The 16992-nt window shown below is 36.9% G+C and carries 18 protein-coding genes and 1 tRNA gene; 16 read left to right on the top strand and 3 right to left on the bottom strand.

Annotated elements, in window-relative coordinates; translation table 11 throughout:
• Positions 1-107 precede the first annotated feature (107 nt).
• Positions 108-842, top strand: a complete 735-nt coding sequence (locus NE558_RS00590; protein ID WP_256147975.1) for a copper amine oxidase N-terminal domain-containing protein — start codon at positions 108-110, stop codon at positions 840-842.
• A gap of 488 nt (positions 843-1330) precedes the next feature.
• Here the strand turns inward: NE558_RS00590 and NE558_RS00595 are convergent.
• Positions 1331-1404: transfer RNA gene (locus NE558_RS00595), tRNA-Pro, on the bottom strand.
• 437 nt (positions 1405-1841) lie between these two features.
• Between NE558_RS00595 and NE558_RS00600 the strand changes: the two genes are divergently transcribed.
• The 9 genes from NE558_RS00600 (at position 1842) to NE558_RS00640 (ending at position 10756) form a co-directional block, all read left to right on the top strand.
• Entirely contained in the window at positions 1842-3182 is a 1341-nt protein-coding gene (locus NE558_RS00600) for a TrkH family potassium uptake protein (protein ID WP_256147976.1), read from the top strand.
• A gap of 23 nt (positions 3183-3205) precedes the next feature.
• Entirely contained in the window at positions 3206-3850 is a 645-nt protein-coding gene (locus NE558_RS00605) for a potassium channel family protein (RefSeq protein ID WP_256147977.1), read from the top strand.
• A gap of 261 nt (positions 3851-4111) precedes the next feature.
• The gene (locus NE558_RS00610; RefSeq protein ID WP_256147978.1) at positions 4112-5647 is read left to right on the top strand and encodes an ATP-binding protein; all 1536 of its coding nucleotides are present in this window, start codon (positions 4112-4114) and stop codon (positions 5645-5647) included.
• Positions 5640-6341 carry a response regulator gene (locus tag NE558_RS00615; RefSeq protein ID WP_256147979.1) on the top strand — a complete coding sequence of 234 codons (702 nt, stop codon included), beginning with the start codon at positions 5640-5642 and terminating at the stop codon, positions 6339-6341. The genes NE558_RS00610 and NE558_RS00615 overlap by 8 nt, the downstream gene beginning before the upstream one ends.
• Before the next feature lie 209 nt (positions 6342-6550).
• Positions 6551-7618: a stalk domain-containing protein gene (locus NE558_RS00620; protein WP_256147980.1), complete on the top strand. Its 1068-nt coding sequence runs from the start codon at positions 6551-6553 to the stop codon at positions 7616-7618.
• Positions 7619-7997: 379 nt separating this feature from the next.
• Positions 7998-8414, top strand: a complete 417-nt coding sequence (locus NE558_RS00625) for a DUF3788 family protein (RefSeq protein WP_256147981.1) — start codon at positions 7998-8000, stop codon at positions 8412-8414.
• A 91-nt stretch (positions 8415-8505) separates the two neighbouring features.
• Positions 8506-9231, top strand: a complete 726-nt coding sequence (locus NE558_RS00630) for an AAA family ATPase (protein ID WP_256147982.1) — start codon at positions 8506-8508, stop codon at positions 9229-9231.
• 126 nt (positions 9232-9357) lie between these two features.
• Positions 9358-10020 (top strand): hypothetical protein, encoded by a 663-nt coding sequence (locus NE558_RS00635; RefSeq protein WP_256147983.1) that lies wholly within the window; start codon positions 9358-9360, stop codon positions 10018-10020.
• A 91-nt stretch (positions 10021-10111) separates the two neighbouring features.
• On the top strand, positions 10112-10756 hold the full coding sequence (locus NE558_RS00640; protein WP_256147984.1) for a cyclase family protein: 645 nt from the start codon (positions 10112-10114) through the stop codon (positions 10754-10756).
• Positions 10757-10880: 124 nt separating this feature from the next.
• On the opposite strand, the gene NE558_RS00645 is transcribed toward NE558_RS00640, so the two are convergent.
• On the bottom strand, positions 10881-11288 hold the full coding sequence (locus tag NE558_RS00645; protein ID WP_256147985.1) for a hypothetical protein: 408 nt from the start codon (positions 11286-11288) through the stop codon (positions 10881-10883).
• Positions 11289-11482: 194 nt separating this feature from the next.
• Here NE558_RS00645 and megL point away from each other — a divergent pair, with 194 nt between their 5' ends.
• The gene (gene megL / locus NE558_RS00650; protein ID WP_256147986.1) at positions 11483-12676 is read left to right on the top strand and encodes a methionine gamma-lyase; all 1194 of its coding nucleotides are present in this window, start codon (positions 11483-11485) and stop codon (positions 12674-12676) included.
• 220 nt (positions 12677-12896) lie between these two features.
• Here megL and NE558_RS00655 read toward each other — a convergent pair whose 3' ends face one another.
• Positions 12897-13814: a LysR family transcriptional regulator gene (locus NE558_RS00655; RefSeq protein WP_256147987.1), complete on the bottom strand. Its 918-nt coding sequence runs from the start codon at positions 13812-13814 to the stop codon at positions 12897-12899.
• A 155-nt stretch (positions 13815-13969) separates the two neighbouring features.
• Between NE558_RS00655 and NE558_RS00660 the strand changes: the two genes are divergently transcribed.
• The 5 genes from NE558_RS00660 (at position 13970) to NE558_RS00680 (ending at position 16979) form a co-directional block, all read left to right on the top strand.
• Positions 13970-14629 carry a B3/4 domain-containing protein gene (locus NE558_RS00660; protein WP_256147988.1) on the top strand — a complete coding sequence of 220 codons (660 nt, stop codon included), beginning with the start codon at positions 13970-13972 and terminating at the stop codon, positions 14627-14629.
• 122 nt (positions 14630-14751) lie between these two features.
• On the top strand, positions 14752-15258 hold the full coding sequence (locus NE558_RS00665; protein ID WP_256147989.1) for an RNA polymerase sigma factor: 507 nt from the start codon (positions 14752-14754) through the stop codon (positions 15256-15258).
• The gene (locus NE558_RS00670) at positions 15242-15550 is read left to right on the top strand and encodes a zf-HC2 domain-containing protein (protein ID WP_256147990.1); all 309 of its coding nucleotides are present in this window, start codon (positions 15242-15244) and stop codon (positions 15548-15550) included. Before NE558_RS00665 ends, NE558_RS00670 begins: the two co-directional genes overlap by 17 nt.
• A gap of 188 nt (positions 15551-15738) precedes the next feature.
• Positions 15739-16692 carry a beta-ketoacyl-ACP synthase III gene (locus NE558_RS00675; RefSeq protein ID WP_256147991.1) on the top strand — a complete coding sequence of 318 codons (954 nt, stop codon included), beginning with the start codon at positions 15739-15741 and terminating at the stop codon, positions 16690-16692.
• A gap of 62 nt (positions 16693-16754) precedes the next feature.
• Complete coding sequence (locus NE558_RS00680) at positions 16755-16979, top strand: acyl carrier protein (protein ID WP_082754207.1); 225 nt, start codon at positions 16755-16757, stop codon at positions 16977-16979.
• Positions 16980-16992: the final 13 nt, after the last annotated feature.

Genomic DNA, 16992 nt, shown 5'->3' on the forward strand with positions numbered 1-16992 from the left:
CTTATGGGCATTGGCGGAAGCTGGTGCCCTAAACTTTTCGACAAATGGTAGGATTTTACTGTTTTCCGTAGAAAATTATAGAGTAAAGAAAAACAGGAGGGGTTATGATGAAATATCAAAGATTGAAAAACATGATTTTGGGAGCTATGGTTGCAACATTAATAGTTGGAACTGCACCCACTGCTTTCGCAAAAGAGAGCAAAATGAACATTCCTGTCAGTTTCAATAACATTAAAGTTGTTATTGATGGTAAGGAGTTAAAAACTGACAAGGAGCCTTTCACATATGAAGGGACAACTTATTTGCCTGTTAGAGCGGTAGCTGAGGCTGTTGGCAAGGATGTAAAATGGGATAGTAAAACGCAGACGGTAATTTTAGGTGAGGTAAGCCAAATTGCAAATAAATCAGAGACGAAAACTGTAAGTAAAACTTTTGGTGATCTATCTTATCAAGTTCCTGAAACATGGAGAGAAGATAAAGCTAATGGTATAATCACATATTATCTTGATGATGGATTTATCATAATAGACATGGGTGATTTTGGGTATGAAGAACTTGAAAATGGAGGAAAAGAGGGTTTTGTAGCTGGAGTTACAAAATCTGATAAAAGTATCGATTTAAGTAATCTAGATGAAAAGGATTTCAAAATCGGAGATTTAAATAGTAAAAAAATCAATTTGAATGTCAAAAAACAATATAACGGATTTAATATGGTATTAAAATCTGTTTATTTTATAAAGTCTGGAGTGAACACTGTTTGTATAGTATATTTTAGTACAAATGATAATAATGAGTCAGATAAACAATTAGAAAATATGATAGCGTCGTTCAAGCAAAAATAGTGAAACAAAAGCACTTATTATCTGATAGGTGCTTTTTTATTGCAATGAAAGAAGAGCGGTGAAATGCCAAAAAGCAAGGGCGGACGACCGCTGAAATATCGCACGTAACGCAATGCTAGACAAGCTATTCGAAGAAAATGCAAAGTTCATCCTTAAGCAGTATAGGACGTAATGCATGGCAATGAAAATAAATGAAGAGGAAATAAATCTATAGAGAGAAAGAGCCAGACCGAAGCCTGACTCTTTCAAATATAAATGCTAATTAATCACAATAGACCGTATTTATTAGGCCCCGAAAGGGGCTTATTTTTTATAATTTATTGCCCTATTAATGAAATAATTTCGACTTGCATTCTGACTTGCATTTGACTTGCAAAACAATGTAAAAAGACAAAAAAGCATACTAAATGATAAAAGTATTTTTCTTCAAAACAAAAAAGTGCCGAAAACCCTGTAAAATCAACGTTTTCAACACCTTTTATAAGTCATCGAGGCGACAAGATTTGAACTTGCGACCTCTACATCCCTAATGTAGCGCTCTACCAAGCTGAGCCACGCCTCGTCGACGACTTCTATATATTACTACAGGAAAAACCAAATGTCAACACTTTTTTTACTATATTTTCGAGAAATAATTAAAGACTTTGCATTGATTTAGCACTTATTTTTAACAATAAATAATGCCTTAACTTTGCTACTAAACAATGTTCTCAAATTATATGAGTCTTACTGAAATCTTTTTAAATTATGAGACATTTAAAGGCTCCTTCTTTGCTAATTAATAATTAATGTGTATTTGCTGAACTAACAAAGCATTCTCTTAACTATTCTTCCTATCGCTGCTTATATTATTTGGTCAAAACGGGGAGAATACAGGTGTCTTTATACAATCTTAATACTTAGCAGAATATTTTAATTCCGTTTTAACTGAGTATGGCGTATGCTGATAACTGTATTAAATATTGATTTTAGGAGGCGTTTGAAATAAAGGATAAACTCATGAAGCATTTTGTGGATATCTCACCAATGAAGGTCATTCTATTTGGGTATTGTTTTATTATTTTACTAGGAGCATTATTGCTTATTATGCCATTTTCCAGTCAAGATGGTAAACCTACGGATTTGCTTACAGCAATTTTTACGGCGACTTCTGCAACATGTGTAACAGGCTTGATAGTGGTAAATACATATACCCATTGGTCTTTTTCTGGACAGCTGATAATACTTTGTTTAATTCAGATTGGCGGAATTGGGTTTATGACATTTTGTATTGCTGCCATTTCACTTACGAAGAAAAAAATCGGTTACATTTCTCGCTCGTTAATGCAGAACTCAATTTCTGCACCACAGCTTGGAGGAATTGTGCGGATGACCAAATTTATTTTATATGGTACCCTTTTGGTAGAAGGCAGCGGAGCTCTATTTCTTTCGAAGTTTTACATTCCTCAGTATGGTTTCAGTAAAGGAATTTGGTATTCAATATTTCATAGTATTTCTGCCTTTTGTAATGCAGGTTTTGATTTGATGGGAGAGAAAACAGAGTTTGTCTCCTTTACAGACCATGTGGGCAATTTATATGTAAATGTTATTATTATGCTTTTAATTATTGTGGGTGGTCTTGGTTTTTTTGTATGGCAAGATTTATTGGAAAGTAAATTGCATTTTGCTAGAATGCATCTGCATACGAAATTAGTTATTTTTCTAAGCAGTATATTGGTTTTTGGTGGTGCCACATTGCTGTATATCAGTGAAAAAGGTGGAGCTGAATTTCAGATGCTAAGCTTATCAGAACGGATTATTGCATCGTTTTTTCAATCTGTTAGTGCAAGAACTGCGGGATTTAATACCATTGATATAGGCTCCATGACACAAACAGGGCAGTTTTTGATGATATGTCTCATGTTTATTGGTGGTTCCCCGGGCTCAACAGCAGGTGGTATAAAGACAACAACTTTTGCTGTACTAACGCTAAGTGTGCTTACCACTTTCTGGCATAGGAAATCCATTGAGGTTTTTGGGCGGAGAATGGAAGAAGGTATAACCCGATTGGCATCTTGTGTTTTTATGATTTATCTTTTTTTGGTTTGCTTTTCCGCTATGGTCATCTCTCAAATAGAAGGACTTCCGCTGCTTTCAGCCTTATTTGAGAGTGTCTCAGCAATTGCCACTGTAGGTTTAACTACAGGGATTACACCCGGTTTGGGAAATGCATCTTTGATTATATTAACTATTTTAATGATTATTGGCAGAGCGGGTTCGCTGACGATGCTATTGGCCTTTTCATCAAGAAAAAACCCAGTGGTATCTACACTTCCGCTGGAGAAAATTCAAATAGGTTGATTGTTTGAAAGGAAGATTGTAAAATGAAATCAATATTAATTGTTGGACTTGGAAGATTTGGTAGACATATGGCTCACAAGCTGGTTGAGCAGGGAAACTCTGTTTTAGCTGTGGAAAAAAGTGAGGAACGTGCAGACAATGCCATTAACATTGTACCTAATATTCAAATTGGTGATGCCGCAAATGAAGTATTTGTCCAATCCTTAGGGGTTAGCAATTTTGACCTTTGTGTGATTGCCATTGGAGACGATTTTCAGACATCATTGGAAATCACTGTGTTATTTAAAGATTTGGGAGCAAAATTTATCTTAGCCCGTGCCAGTCGTGATGTGCATCGAAAGCTACTGCTTCGCAATGGTGCAGACCATGTGGTTTATGCTGAACGGGAGATGGCAGAACGCTTAGCTATAAAATATGGTTCGAAAAACTTATTTGATTATATTGAATTGACACCGGAAGCGGCGATCTATGAGATGCGTGTTCCTGAAAGCTGGTATGGCAAAACAATATTAGAAAAGTGTGTACGAACCAGATATCATATTAGTATTTTAGCAACCAAGAAGAATGGAGAAATTATTCCCCTTCCTCAACCGGAGCATGTTTTCACTTCGGATGAAACCTTGATTGTATTTGGTGGGAAAACTGCGGCACGAGATTTATTAAAGTAAGATTGTTTGGTGAAGCATTTCAATTTTACAGATAATAGTACTGAGTTTTGATATATAATATTAGGAAAAGTCCAAAGAAATGCAGGGTGGGCTTATGGCATAGTATTTCTTGAATAATATCATAGAGAAGAAACATTGCATGCTTAAGCAAAGGTTATTTAGGGAACTTTCTGTACATATCTTAGGGACAAACAGAAATGTTCCCTATATATTTTTTGTTTATAGAAATTGCAGCATTTTAGAGGGAAAGGGGTACCGTGCTTGAGGAAAAACGGCAAAATAAAATGGCTAAATATTGTTTGGACAATTTTAGTATTAATCGGAACCTCTTTGTTGGGAGGTGCATTCCATTCGGTAGGTTTTGAGTCCTCTAATATTATTATGGTATATATTCTGGGGGTACTGTGCACAGCGGTTTTAACATCAAATCGTATTTATACTATGATTTCTGCTATGATTAGTGTTTTAACCTTTAACTTTTTCTTTACAGAGCCTATTTTTACCTTTACTTCCTATGATACTGGGGATACCATAACAATACTTATAATGTTTGTTGTTGCTATTTTTGCAGGCAGTTTAGCTGTAAAAATTAAGTTGCAGGCAGAGCAATCTGAGGCGATGGCCTATAGAACGAAAATCCTGTTGGAAACAAATCAGCTTTTACAGCAGGCCAAGGATATGGATGGTATTTTGGAGGAAACGGCAAAGCAACTGGTAAAATTGCTGGATCGTACGGTTATCTGCTACAAAAAAGAACGTGGTAATCAATTGTCAGAGGGAATTATATTTCAGGGGACGCATAAAACCAATGGTTTGACATATCTCACCCAGAAGGAAATGGATGCGGCTCGCTGGACATTTTATCATAACAAACAGTCAGGTACTGGCACCGATGAATTTGGTGATGCCCTTTGCAGGTATCTGGCGATAAGAAGCAAAGGCGCAGTTTTTGGAGTATACGGAATAGCCATTCAAGGAAAGCCTTTTGATACTTTTGAGACAAACCTAATGTTATCTATTTTAGGGGAGTGTGCTTTGGCATTAGAAAAGGAACGAATCAGCCGACAAAGAGAAGAAGCAGCAGCTCAGGCAAAAAATGAAAAGCTGCGAACAAATCTTCTAAGAGGAATTTCCCATGACCTTAGAACACCTTTGACTAGTATTTCAGGGAATGCAGCGGTATTATTGAAGAATGGTGATACCATCGATGAAAAGCGTAGAAAAAATCTATATCTGGATATTTATGACGATTCAATGTGGCTGATCAATCTGGTGGAAAATCTACTTTCCGTTACCCGAATTGAAAATGGAACCATGAAGCTGTATTTGCAGGCGGAGCTGATGGAAGAAGTGATTATTGAGGCAATGCGGCATATTGACCGTAAAAAGACAGAGCATGTGATTACCATTGAAGAAAGTGACGAGATGCTCCTAGCAAAAATGGATGCCCGATTGATTATGCAGGTAGTAATAAACCTAGTAAACAATGCAATCAAATACACAAAAAAGGGTTCGGAAATAAAAATCAGCATGAAGCGAGTGAGGGATCAAATTCAGGTGTCTGTGGCGGATAACGGAGAAGGAATTCCCAATCATTTGAAGAAAAAGTTATTTGAACTGTTTTATACCGCAGGGTATACGATTTCTGACAGAAGTAGGGGCCTTGGTCTAGGATTGCCCCTTTGCAAAAGTATCATTTTAGCCCATGGCGGCACGATAACCATAACAGATAATATCCCTCATGGGGCAGTTTTTACCTTCACATTACAGGCAGAGGAGGTACCTACACATGAATAAGCCTTTTATTTTAATTGTTGAGGACGATAGTGCAATACGCAATCTGATTTCAACGACGATGGAAACCCAAGATTATAAGTACCATACTGCGGCTTCAGGGAGCGAAGCCTTAATAGAAGCCGTTTCTCAAAATCCGGATGTGGTTTTATTAGACTTAGGACTGCCTGATATGGATGGTGTAGAAATTATTAAAAAAATTCGCTCATGGTCAAATATGCCCATTATTGTAATCAGTGCAAGGGCGGAGGATCGGGATAAAATTGAAGCTTTGGATGCAGGGGCCGATGATTATTTGACAAAACCCTTCTCTGTGGAGGAGTTATTGGCTCGTTTGCGAGTGTCATTAAGAAGAATTAACTATACTCAGCACATAGGTAGAGAACAGGTTGAATTTGTAAATGGTGATTTACGTGTGGATTATGCTTCCGGCTGTGGATATTTTGCTGGTGAGGAGTTGCATTTGACACCTATAGAATATAAACTATTATGCCTGCTTAGTAAAAATGTGGGGAAGGTTCTGACGCATACTTATATCACTAAGGAAATATGGGGGAGTACATGGGACAATGATATTGCTTCTTTAAGAGTATTTATGGCAACTTTGCGAAAGAAGATTGAAAAAAACCCGGCGCAACCCCAATATATTCAGACTCATGTTGGTGTGGGATACAGGATGCTGCGCATTGAGGAATAAAAATGTACCGATTGATTGAAGTTGGCTGACCAAAGCGTTGGCTGGCAACAACCTACATCGGTACTTTTTTTGAATGATATTAAAACTAAATAAAAATTCAATAATTTTGAAACAAAGTGTAAGAAAGTTGACAGAAATTCCTAATAGAATAAAAATAAAAGACGTGTATACTTAAAAGTATAAGTAATTTACATGCAGGGGGTATTAAAATGATGAAAAAAGGTTTCGCTATCGCTTGTGCAGTTACAATGTTGGCATCTACAGTGCCTGTAAGTGCGGCGGATGGCATTAAGGTTTTTGTAAATAATTACGAAGTGGTTTTTCAAGGTCAACAGCCAGTGATTTCTAACGGTTACACCTTAATTCCGGTAAGGGGAGCCTTGGAGGCTATGGGTGTTCAAGTGGTTTGGAATGAAAAAGAAAAATCAGTTTTGTTGAAGAAGGACAAACAGGAAGCAAAACTTGTGATTGGCAAAAAATCTTTTGAAGGTGGCAAGGTTCAATTGGAAACTCCTGCACAAATGATAGGCGGTTCAACAATGATTCCTTTAAGAGCCGTTGCAGAATTTTTTAGTGGACAGGTGGCTTGGGATGGAAAGAGTAAAACTGTATCCATTACCATTGATAAGAAAGAGGATGCATATTCTGCCATTACATATAAAAAGGATTTAAAGGCGGCGGATGGCACAGTTCTAATTACGGGTACTGTAAAATATCCTCAGCTTAACACTGATATATTAGGTGTAGAGGCAAGAGCAATCAATGATAAAATAGCATCTTGGGCTAAGGGAAACTTAGAATCCTATTTGACTGAGAATAAAGAGTTGGTAACAAAGGAAGCTACGGAATTGGGCAGTGATTTTAGAACCCATGATTTTGCCATAGATTTTGAAACACCTTATTATAAAGACAATATCTTCTCTTTTTATAGCAATCAATATACCTATACAGGCGGCGCCCATGGCAATTCCTACGCAAAAGGTTTTACCTATGATTTAAAAGCTGGCAAAGAAAAATCCTTGTCTGATTTTGAAGCACTGAAAGATACAAATGCTGAGAGAGGATATTTGATGAATATTATAAAGGATGATATTAAGAAAAATCCTTCTAATTATTTTGAGGGTGCAGAAAAAATGTTGGAGGATAGCCAAGCAGAAATTGGCTTCTATTTGACAGCTGAAAATCAATTGGTTGCATTTATTAGTGAAGCGGGGGTAGTTGCCCCTTATTCTTCAGGAATTATCAGAGTTGAAAAGAAACTCTCTGTGGGAAAATAGGTAAGTGAGCATTTAGAAGCTCTGAATAGGAATGCATCAATGCAATAGATGGTGAAACAAAATGGCGCCTATGGATAATATCAAGTGGGTGCCATTTTTATGGCAATAAAACTTGGAAATAGTTGGATATTGGTGCTACAAGTTAATGTTTGATGATGATGTGATTGAGATTTTTACGTATTCAGTTGAAACATGAATGATGTTGGTTTATTGTGTTGCTCCTTCATTGGGGTTATGGCATTTGACACAACCTTTAGTCCTATGGGTGTTACGATCTATGGGAGTTATTAAAATTGGGAGGGGTTTTAATATGGAAAATATTGTGATATAATAAATGAAACTATATGAACATGAGATTATATGATGGGAGAGGAAACAGTTGGAGCGACCATTACTAAATGATGGGAATCAATATCCTACAGATATTATGCTTGCTTCTGCATTGGGAAGCAGCATGGAAGTTTATCAAGCATTGATAGATAGTCTCTCAAAATATCAGATTGAGCTGGAATGGCATTATTATAATGATAGTAAATCATGGCTTGGAAAAGCTGTATCAAAAAAGAAAACTGTTTTTTGGCTGTCCGTTTGGCAGGGCTTTTTTAAAGTGAGCTTTCACTTTAGTGAGAAAGCCCGATTGGGCGTAATGAATCTTCCCATCTCCATTCAAACAAAAGTACACTTAGAAAATGCACCTATCAAAGGGAAGCTGGTGAGTGTTGCAATTGATATCTCAAATCAGGGGCACCTTGAGGACATCTTTACTCTGGTTTCTTATAAACAAACCTTTCAATAAACTTTAAATGAAAAAATATAAAGCTGAAATTAAATTATTTTATAAGCTGCTATGCAATGCATTATAATAGGAAAGGAAAGGAGGGCTTGACATGAATTCACCCCGATATATTAGAGATGTAGCATTAACGTTACCTATTTCGGATGAATCTTATCTATTCGGGATTCCTGCGGTACAACACTTAATCGCAAATGAAAAACTATCCATTAAAAGCCCAGTTACTTTTTTTGTTGGTGAAAATGGTACGGGAAAATCCACATTGCTTGAAGCAATAGCAGTTGCCTATGGGTTTAACGCCGAGGGTGGAACTAAGAATTTTCAGTTTTCTACAAACAACTCCCATTCTGAACTTTATAAACATTTGACACTGATGAAATCTGCTTTTGCCAAGGATGGATTTTTTCTTCGGGCAGAGAGCTTTTACAATGTGGCAAGTTATGTTGATGAGGTTAATGCTCGAGATAGCTATGGGGGCACCTCATTGCATCGTCAATCCCATGGAGAAAGTTTTTTGGCGTTGGTTCAAAATAGATTCCAAGGTAATGGTTTGTATATTTTAGATGAACCGGAAGCGGCTCTGTCCCCAATGCGATTATTAACCTTAATAGCGGAAATAGATATGCTTGTGAAAAACAATTCGCAATTTATTATTGCGACACATTCGCCCATTCTTATGGCGTATCCCGGTGCAGAGATATTGGAGTTTTCGGAAAATGGTGTGCAAACTGTATCTTATAAGGAGACTGAGCATTTTCAGATTACAAAGAATTTTTTGGAAAATCCAGAAATTATGCTGAGGTATCTGCTAGAGACGTGACCACTATTGATATATTCTAATACTAAAAAAGTAAATTATTGAAGGGGTATATTTTAATATGGAACCATCCAAATGTCGCTTCTTGGTTTCATATTATTCAGACTAGGATTAATCAGGGAGGTAAATATGGAGTTTATTTTTTCTTTAACGAACTATCATTCAACACTATTTCTACCGCAAATAAGTAGGGTGTTAGAGAAAATAACTGAGATGTCCAGCCGGAAAAGGTTTCCTCGCATTTGGAAATATATTGACAAAATGCGTGTAAAAAGAAAAAAGGGGAAATCAAAACAAACTCTACTTAAATATAAAATATTAGGCTTTCTATATTTATTTGTTGGGATATTTCTCATCGTACCTGGATTTATGGATCCAGAAGCGCTTTTTGATGTACTGATTTTTGGTGCATTGGCAATTGTTTTTGGGTTTCGGTTAATAAAAAATGATGGAACGTCTACAGAAAGACCTCTTTTTAAAAAAGAAATCTTGCTTAAAAAAGAAAGACGTACACCGTACACGAAAGCCGCAAATAAATTTTTGGAGACTTATGAAAACGTAGAATCGGAATCAATTCAATTTTCTGAAAATGTGATTTCTTTTTCGAAAGAACCCAATATCAAATATGAAGAAATTGATGAGGTTTTTGTTACAACAGATTTTTATGTTATCCTTTGGAATGAAAGGATTGTTGTTTTACAAAAGAAGGACTTAAAATCCTCCAGTGAAGAAGCATTTTTAGATTTCTTGAGTTCTAAGATACAAAAATCTTATCATGAAATGATAGTTTGAGTTTTAAGTATTTGTTGTAAGATATTTCAGGAATGTCAGTGAAGAAGGATTGCATGAATAATATGAAATATATATTGAAAAGGAGAAAATTATGAAAATTATTGATCTTACCCACACCATTTCAAATACAATACCCGTTTACCCGGGGACGGCGGAACCCAACCTTTCTATTACCCATACTTATGAAAAGGATGGGTTTAAGGAAACGCTCTTAAAGCTGCTTTCTCACACAGGAACCCATATGGATGCGCCCCATCATATTATTCCGAATGGAATTTCCCTAGATAAAAAGGACGCATCCGGTTTTGTGGGTAAGGCCTGTGTCATTGATGCTACCGATGTACCAGAGGGTGGTACGATTGATATTTCTTATATTGAAAGGAATAAAGAACGAGTAGACAGAGCCGAATTTATACTTTTCAAAACAGGCTGGGAAAAATATTGGGGTCAAAATAAATATTTTGGAGAGTATCCTGTGATTTCACAAGAAGTTGCCAGATATCTGGTAGAGCATAATAAAAAAGGTATTGGCTTGGATAATATCGGATTAGATCCCATATCCGATACTGCCCTCACATTGCATCATATCATTTTGAAGAAGGAAACCATGGTTATCATTGAAAATCTTTGTAATCTAGATATGATAGGGGAAGCAGATTTTTTGCTGGCGGCACTTCCTTTGAAGTTTGAAAATTCTGACGGAGCACCGATACGGGCAGTAGCCATTTTAGAATAGAAAAACTGGATTCATTTTTCAGGGGATACAGAAATTAAAAGGATTTCCTAATATATTTAAGATATAAATTATCAACCCCCATTTGTAACAGCAAGTTGTGCTGTTACAAATGGGGGTTTTACTTTTATTCTGCTTCAATCATGGCATAGATTTCTACCGCCATTTTTTGATAATACCCTGTTTTATCTTCGGATACCAGCTTTGCTGTTTGAGATTCATAATACTTTCTACATGCCTCCAAGGCCTCTAAAGCGTATTTTTTTGCAAGTAATGCAACCACCTCTGAAACCAAAGCAGTACGCTCTTTGTAGTGGGCATAGTCGTTTTCCTCTGCGTCGCTTTCCATAGCTACGATTCCATCTATCATTCCTGCATAAAACTCCAAATCCATTTCTGGGAAGTTTCTATGGCTCTCTAAAATCATATCAAGAATAGAGGTCTGTCGAAATGAAAGAAACACTTTATCAGCGGGAATATTCTTTAGAAAACTGTAATATTCAACGCAAGATACAATCAATACTTTTTGCTCCATTTTTGTTCTCTCCTTTACAATTCATCACTGAGTATGATACCTGTTTTTAAAGTAAATTTCAAGGGGGAAGGACAAGCAAAGGCGGTTATCGGTTTTTTAGATAACTGAATATAAAAAACTGCTAATAACTGGATAAAATTTCTCTGTGATATAATAATAATAACAATATCATATTCGGAAAAGGAGTGTTTTACATGGCACACGGGAGCGGCGGTTTTGGCACAAAAGCAATTCATGCAGGGAATATTAGGGATAAACAATACGGTTCACTGACAATGCCTATTTATCAGACCTCTACATTCTTTTTTGAAAACTGCGAACAAGGGGGACATCGTTTTGCAGGACAGGAGAATGGCTATATTTATACCCGTTTAGGAAATCCCACCACCTCTGTTTTGGAAAGCAAAGTTGCAGCTTTGGAAAATGGCGAAGCCTGTGTTGCTGCTTCTAGCGGGATGGGCGCAATTTCTTCCTGTTTATGGAGTATTGCAGGAGCGGGAAAGCACATTTTAGCGGATGAAACTCTCTATGGTTGCACTTTTGCATTATTACAGCATGGAATGACACGCTATGGCGTTGAGGTTACCTTTGTGGACACTTCCGATTTAGAAGAGGTAAAGGCAAATTTAAAAGAAAATACTGTGTGTGTTTATTTGGAAACACCTGCGAACCCTAACTTGAAGATTGCCGATATTTCTGAGATATCAAGAATCGCTCATGAATTTAATCCTTCTATCAAGGTTGTGTGTGATAATACCTTTGCATCACCCTATTTGCAAAGACCTTTGGAACTGGGTGCAGATGTTGTTGTTCACTCAGCAACAAAATATTTGAATGGCCATGGTGATGTGATTGCAGGATTTGTCATTGGTAAGACTGACTTTATGCAGGAAGTAAGGATGTTTGGTCTTAAAGATATGACAGGAGCTGTGCTTGGACCATTTGAGTCTTTCTTAATTTTAAGAGGATTAAAAACCTTGGAAATTCGTATGCAAAGGCATTGTGCAAGTGCCAAGGCTATTGCTGAATTTTTAGAAGGTCATGAAAAGGTTGAAAAAGTCTACTTCCCTGGACTTGTAAACCATCCTGGACATGAAATTGCTAAAAAACAAATGGACGATTTTGGTGGTATGATTTCTTTCGAGGTAAAAGGTGGCAAAGAAGCAGGCATGAAATTTGTAAACAGTCTGTCACTGGCAACCATTGCTGTTTCTTTAGGAGATGCAGAAACTTTAATCGAGCATCCCGCATCTATGACTCACTCCACCTATGGAGAGGAAGACTTGAAAGCCGCGGGCATTTCAGCGGGACTCATTCGTCTATCTGTTGGGTTAGAGAATGTAGAGGATATAATTGAGGATTTAAGAATGGGCCTGGAAAACATTTAATAAAAAGTGTATTTTTCAATTTATCATACTATGAAAAGCTGAAAACTTGTTTTCGAGTATTTCGTTGGCTGTGAATCAATGGATTGTATTAGATTTTTTCGTGATAGCAATGTATAGGCATAAAGTGAGATTAAGTAAGAACCCTTTGTTCTAAATATACTTATTCAGGTTTAAGGCCGCCGTTATTTAAACGGCGGTCATGTTTATTTTATAAAGAGAATTAATACTTCTTTATTTGGTCTTCTAAAATTTCAACGAACTCCTTTGCTTTTTTGGAAAGACGCTCTTCTTTTCTTGAAATCCATCCAATGCACATATCGCAAACTGGAGCCGCCAAGGGAATTGCGGAAATTCGTGGATCATAATATCCTTCGGGTAAAACACCACTGCCTGTGGAAATTGCGGTGGTATGGGCAATGATATTATAGGCAGTTGCCCGATCATTCACGTAAATGATTTGACTGTATTCTATATTTTGACTGAGGACTGCTTCTTCTGAAAAATTAAGAGAGCTTTCTTCCTTCTTTGAAAAGATGACAAAGGGATAATTTTTTAGCTCAACTAGAGAGATTTCTTGCTTTTGTGCCATAGGATGTTCTTTATTCATAAAAACATGAGGACGCAGACGTTTCATCTCGTGGAAAATTAAGTTTTTAGAATCAAAGAGCTTACTCAAAAAGACTTCTGTAATATCTGAAAGGAAAATGATTCCTAAGTCACTTTTTCCATTATGTACTTCTTCTATAACCTTACCCATGGGACATTCCTTAAAACCATAACGAAAGAATGGGTCATTCTGCTTTTTTAAAAACTCTACAAAGGCCTTTGCGCAGAAAGGGTAGCGCTGGGTTGAAATATAGAGACGGTTATTGATTGGGCCATTTTTACCGGAATAGAACAGGGAAACTTCTTTTGCTTGTTGCAAAAGAGGATGAATTTTTGCAATAAACTCCTGCCCTTCCTCTGTTAAGGAAATGCCCCTATTGCTGCGAACAAAAATGGAAATCCCCAATTCTTCTTCCAATTCTTTTATGGCGGTAGAAATTGCAGATTGGGAAACAAACAAATTTTGAGCTGCCTTATTCATAGAACCGCAATGATAAATTTCCATAATATATTCTAACTGCATTAGGGTCATACAGGATTCGCTCCTTTTTCTTTTTATCATATCATAATATTTCATGAAAAAGTGAGTGGAGAGCAAATTTTTAGAAAACAAATGTTTTTCCTTGACAAGATGTTTTTTTGTCGTAAGCTTGTAGAAGGAGAATTTTTAGAAGGGAGTAACATATTATGAAAAATATTTCAATAGATAGCAGTATAAAAGAAAGATGCCCAGAGGCAGTTCTAGGGGTATTGCAATGCAAGGTTGCAGTGAAAGAAGATGACGCCTCTTTCTTGGAGATATTAAATGATAAAATTGCAGAGTTGGCTGAGATTGAACTTTCTCAAGCAAATAAGAGAGAAAAGATTCAATCCACAAGAAAAGCTTATAAGGCTTTGGGGAAAGATGCAAATCGTTATCGTTGCTCTGCTGAGGCAATGTGCCGCAGGATTTCCAAGGAAAGAGGACTGTATTATATTAATAATGTGGTAGATATTAATAATTATCTATCTATAAAAACAGGTTATTCCATGGGGACATATGATTTGGAGCAGGTACAAGGGGATATTTTATGGTCTCGTGCTTCTGAGGGCACAGCATATCAAGGAATTGGCAAGGATGTATTGAACATTGAGTTTTTGCCTGCATTGTTTGATGAAGTAGGGCCTTTTGGAAACCCCACCAGTGACAATACGAGGGCGATGATTACAGAGAAAACGAAGGAAATTATATTGGTTTTTTATGCCTTTGACGGTGGTGAAGAACTTTTAGAGCTTCTGAAAGAAGCAGAAGCTCTGCTCCTAGAGTATGCTGGAGGGCATGATTTTCTAAGAGAAATCGTTAAGTAATGGTTTCTGTGGTGAAAAGAAGAGACAACCTGGGAATGCTTCGATATCAATAAATCTATCGTGGATTTTTCAAGAATTCTATGATATGATGTCACTAGATTTTATTGAGAGAAGGTGATGGATTGAAATCCTTCGAAGCCCTTTATACAGAGTATTATGATAGGGTATATTGTTTTTTATATCGGCTTTGCGCTGATGGGGATTTGGCAGAGGATATGACTCAGGAAACGTTTTTACAGGCATATACTTCCTTTCACAGGTTCCGTGGAGAGTGTGAGCTTTTTACTTGGTTGGCTTCCATTGGAAAACATGTCTATTTTAAATATTTGAAAAAAAATAAATTGGATTTGGACTCAGCCAATCTGGAATTGGTTGTAAACACATATTGTGATGGATGCATTGATCCGGAAGAGCATATGAGAAGAAAAGATGTGGAAAAGGCAGTTCGGGCAATTATTGATGGTATTCCAAAAAAGTATCGCGATGTCATATTACTTCGAATATATGCAGAATTATCTTTTTCTCAAATTGCTTTGGTTTTAAAAATCAGCGAAAATTCCGCAAAGGTTATTTATTTTAGAGCAAAAAAAATGCTGGTGGAGGTGTTAAGACATGAGTTTGAATTGTGATATTGTGAAGGATCTTGTGGCGCTTTACCATGACGGTGTGGCAAGTGAAGCAAGCGAATCAGCTGTGGAGGCACACTTAAAAGAATGTAAAAGCTGTCGGAATTATTATAAACAGTATGGACATACCCAACCTGCATCTTTAAAATTTGATGTGAATGCCTCTGGGGATTATAAAGAATTGGCAAAGCATATGCGAATCCGCAGGCTCTGGATGCTGGTTTCAGCGTTGGCATATGTAAGTGCTTCTTTGTGTGCATTTATTATGCTTTTCATGCGAATCAGGAGAAAATGAATAAATTTTCATAAATTAGAAAAATATAATAAAAATGATAAAAACTTGGAAAGATAGGCTTTATAGCCTGTCTTTTCTTTTTTTGGAGAGATAAGTCGAAAATTTTTTTATTTTTCTTGTAACCTTTTTCAAATTTTTAGGTACTAAGTATGCATAACACAAAAGAATGGGGCTCGGAGGATTGAATAATGACTTTTAATGTGCTTGGAACGGGGATGTATGTACCCCCTAGGATTGTAACCAATGAAGATATTTCAAAAATTGTGGATACCAACGATGAATGGATTATGCAGAGAGTGGGCGTAAAGCAAAGACATATCAGCGAGGATGAGACTGCGGCGGACATGGGATACAAGGCTGCCTTGGCGGCTTTGGAAAATAGTGGTATTAAAAAAGAGGAAATTGATTTAATCTTAGCAGCCAGTGTAAGTGGTGAGTCGATTTCTCCTTCTGTTTCTTGCATGATTCAAAATCTTTTGGGTGTTTCCTGCATGGCTTTAGACATTAGTGCTGCTTGCTCAGCCTTTGTTTTTATGTTGGAAACAGCGGCAGGTTTTTTCGCGCGAGGACGCGCTAAAAAGGTTTTGGTGATTGGTGCGGAACGTTTGAGCCGTATTGTTGATTGGGAAGACAGAGGAACCTGTGTTATTTTTGCGGATGGCGCCGGCGCCATGGTGCTTGGCGAGGGTGATTCTTATATTGATGCTGTCTTTGATGTAAAAGGCGGTTCTGATGTAATGGATATCCCTCAGTTTATGGGCACATCCCCATTTTATAAAGGAACTCAGAAAAAGCCTTATATCCATATGGCAGGGCAGGAAACTTTTAAATTCGCCGTAAATGCGATTTGTAATGATTGCACTACCCTTTTGAACAGACAGGGGCTGACCATGGATGATATAAAATATATTGTTCCCCATCAGGCGAACAAGCGAATTATAGATTTTGCCAGTGTAAAGCTGAAGGTGCCAAATGAAAAGTTCTATGTAAATATTGAACGGTTTGGCAATACCTCCTCTGCAAGCATTCCCATTGCATTGGATGAAATGAATCGACAGGGAATGCTGGAAAAAGGTGATTTGCTTTTACTGCCTGCTTTTGGCGGTGGTTTGGCAAGTGCCACTTGTATTTTAAGATGGTAATGATGCCTAATGGCTTCATATATAAACTAAAAAATAATTGTATCTAAAAGGAGATTATAATCATGGTATTTGAAAAAGTTGCAGCAATGTTGGCAGAAAAATTGGAATGTGAAGTAAGTGAAATCAAAATGGACACAAAGTTTGAAGCTTTGGGCATTGATTCTTTGGATGTTATGGAATTGCTTATGAATGTTGAAGAAGAATTCGGTACAGAAATCGAATTGGGTGAAAACAAAGTGAATGCAGTTGGCGACTTGGTTACACTTATCGAAAACAAATTGAAGTAAGAGAGGAGGAGGA

Source organism: Anaerotignum propionicum, from assembly GCF_024461735.1.
In the GTDB taxonomy this organism is placed as follows: Bacteria; Bacillota; Clostridia; order Lachnospirales; family Anaerotignaceae; genus Chakrabartyella.

Excerpts from the sequence above, each read along its gene's own strand:
- NE558_RS00590 (WP_256147975.1), top strand. The coding sequence starts at position 108 with ATGAAATATCAAAGATTGAAAAACATGATTTTGGGAGCTATGGTTGCA.
- NE558_RS00600 (WP_256147976.1), top strand. The coding sequence starts at position 1,842 with ATGAAGCATTTTGTGGATATCTCACCAATGAAGGTCATTCTATTTGGG.
- NE558_RS00605 (WP_256147977.1), top strand. The coding sequence starts at position 3,206 with ATGAAATCAATATTAATTGTTGGACTTGGAAGATTTGGTAGACATATG.
- NE558_RS00615 (WP_256147979.1), top strand. The coding sequence starts at position 5,640 with ATGAATAAGCCTTTTATTTTAATTGTTGAGGACGATAGTGCAATACGC.
- NE558_RS00620 (WP_256147980.1), top strand. The coding sequence starts at position 6,551 with ATGATGAAAAAAGGTTTCGCTATCGCTTGTGCAGTTACAATGTTGGCA.
- NE558_RS00630 (WP_256147982.1), top strand. The coding sequence starts at position 8,506 with ATGAATTCACCCCGATATATTAGAGATGTAGCATTAACGTTACCTATT.
- NE558_RS00635 (WP_256147983.1), top strand. The coding sequence starts at position 9,358 with ATGGAGTTTATTTTTTCTTTAACGAACTATCATTCAACACTATTTCTA.
- NE558_RS00640 (WP_256147984.1), top strand. The coding sequence starts at position 10,112 with ATGAAAATTATTGATCTTACCCACACCATTTCAAATACAATACCCGTT.
- NE558_RS00645 (WP_256147985.1), bottom strand. The coding sequence starts at position 11,288 with ATGGAGCAAAAAGTATTGATTGTATCTTGCGTTGAATATTACAGTTTT.
- megL (WP_256147986.1), top strand. The coding sequence starts at position 11,483 with ATGGCACACGGGAGCGGCGGTTTTGGCACAAAAGCAATTCATGCAGGG.
- NE558_RS00655 (WP_256147987.1), bottom strand. The coding sequence starts at position 13,814 with ATGACCCTAATGCAGTTAGAATATATTATGGAAATTTATCATTGCGGT.
- NE558_RS00660 (WP_256147988.1), top strand. The coding sequence starts at position 13,970 with ATGAAAAATATTTCAATAGATAGCAGTATAAAAGAAAGATGCCCAGAG.
- NE558_RS00670 (WP_256147990.1), top strand. The coding sequence starts at position 15,242 with ATGAGTTTGAATTGTGATATTGTGAAGGATCTTGTGGCGCTTTACCAT.
- NE558_RS00675 (WP_256147991.1), top strand. The coding sequence starts at position 15,739 with ATGACTTTTAATGTGCTTGGAACGGGGATGTATGTACCCCCTAGGATT.
- NE558_RS00680 (WP_082754207.1), top strand. The coding sequence starts at position 16,755 with ATGGTATTTGAAAAAGTTGCAGCAATGTTGGCAGAAAAATTGGAATGT.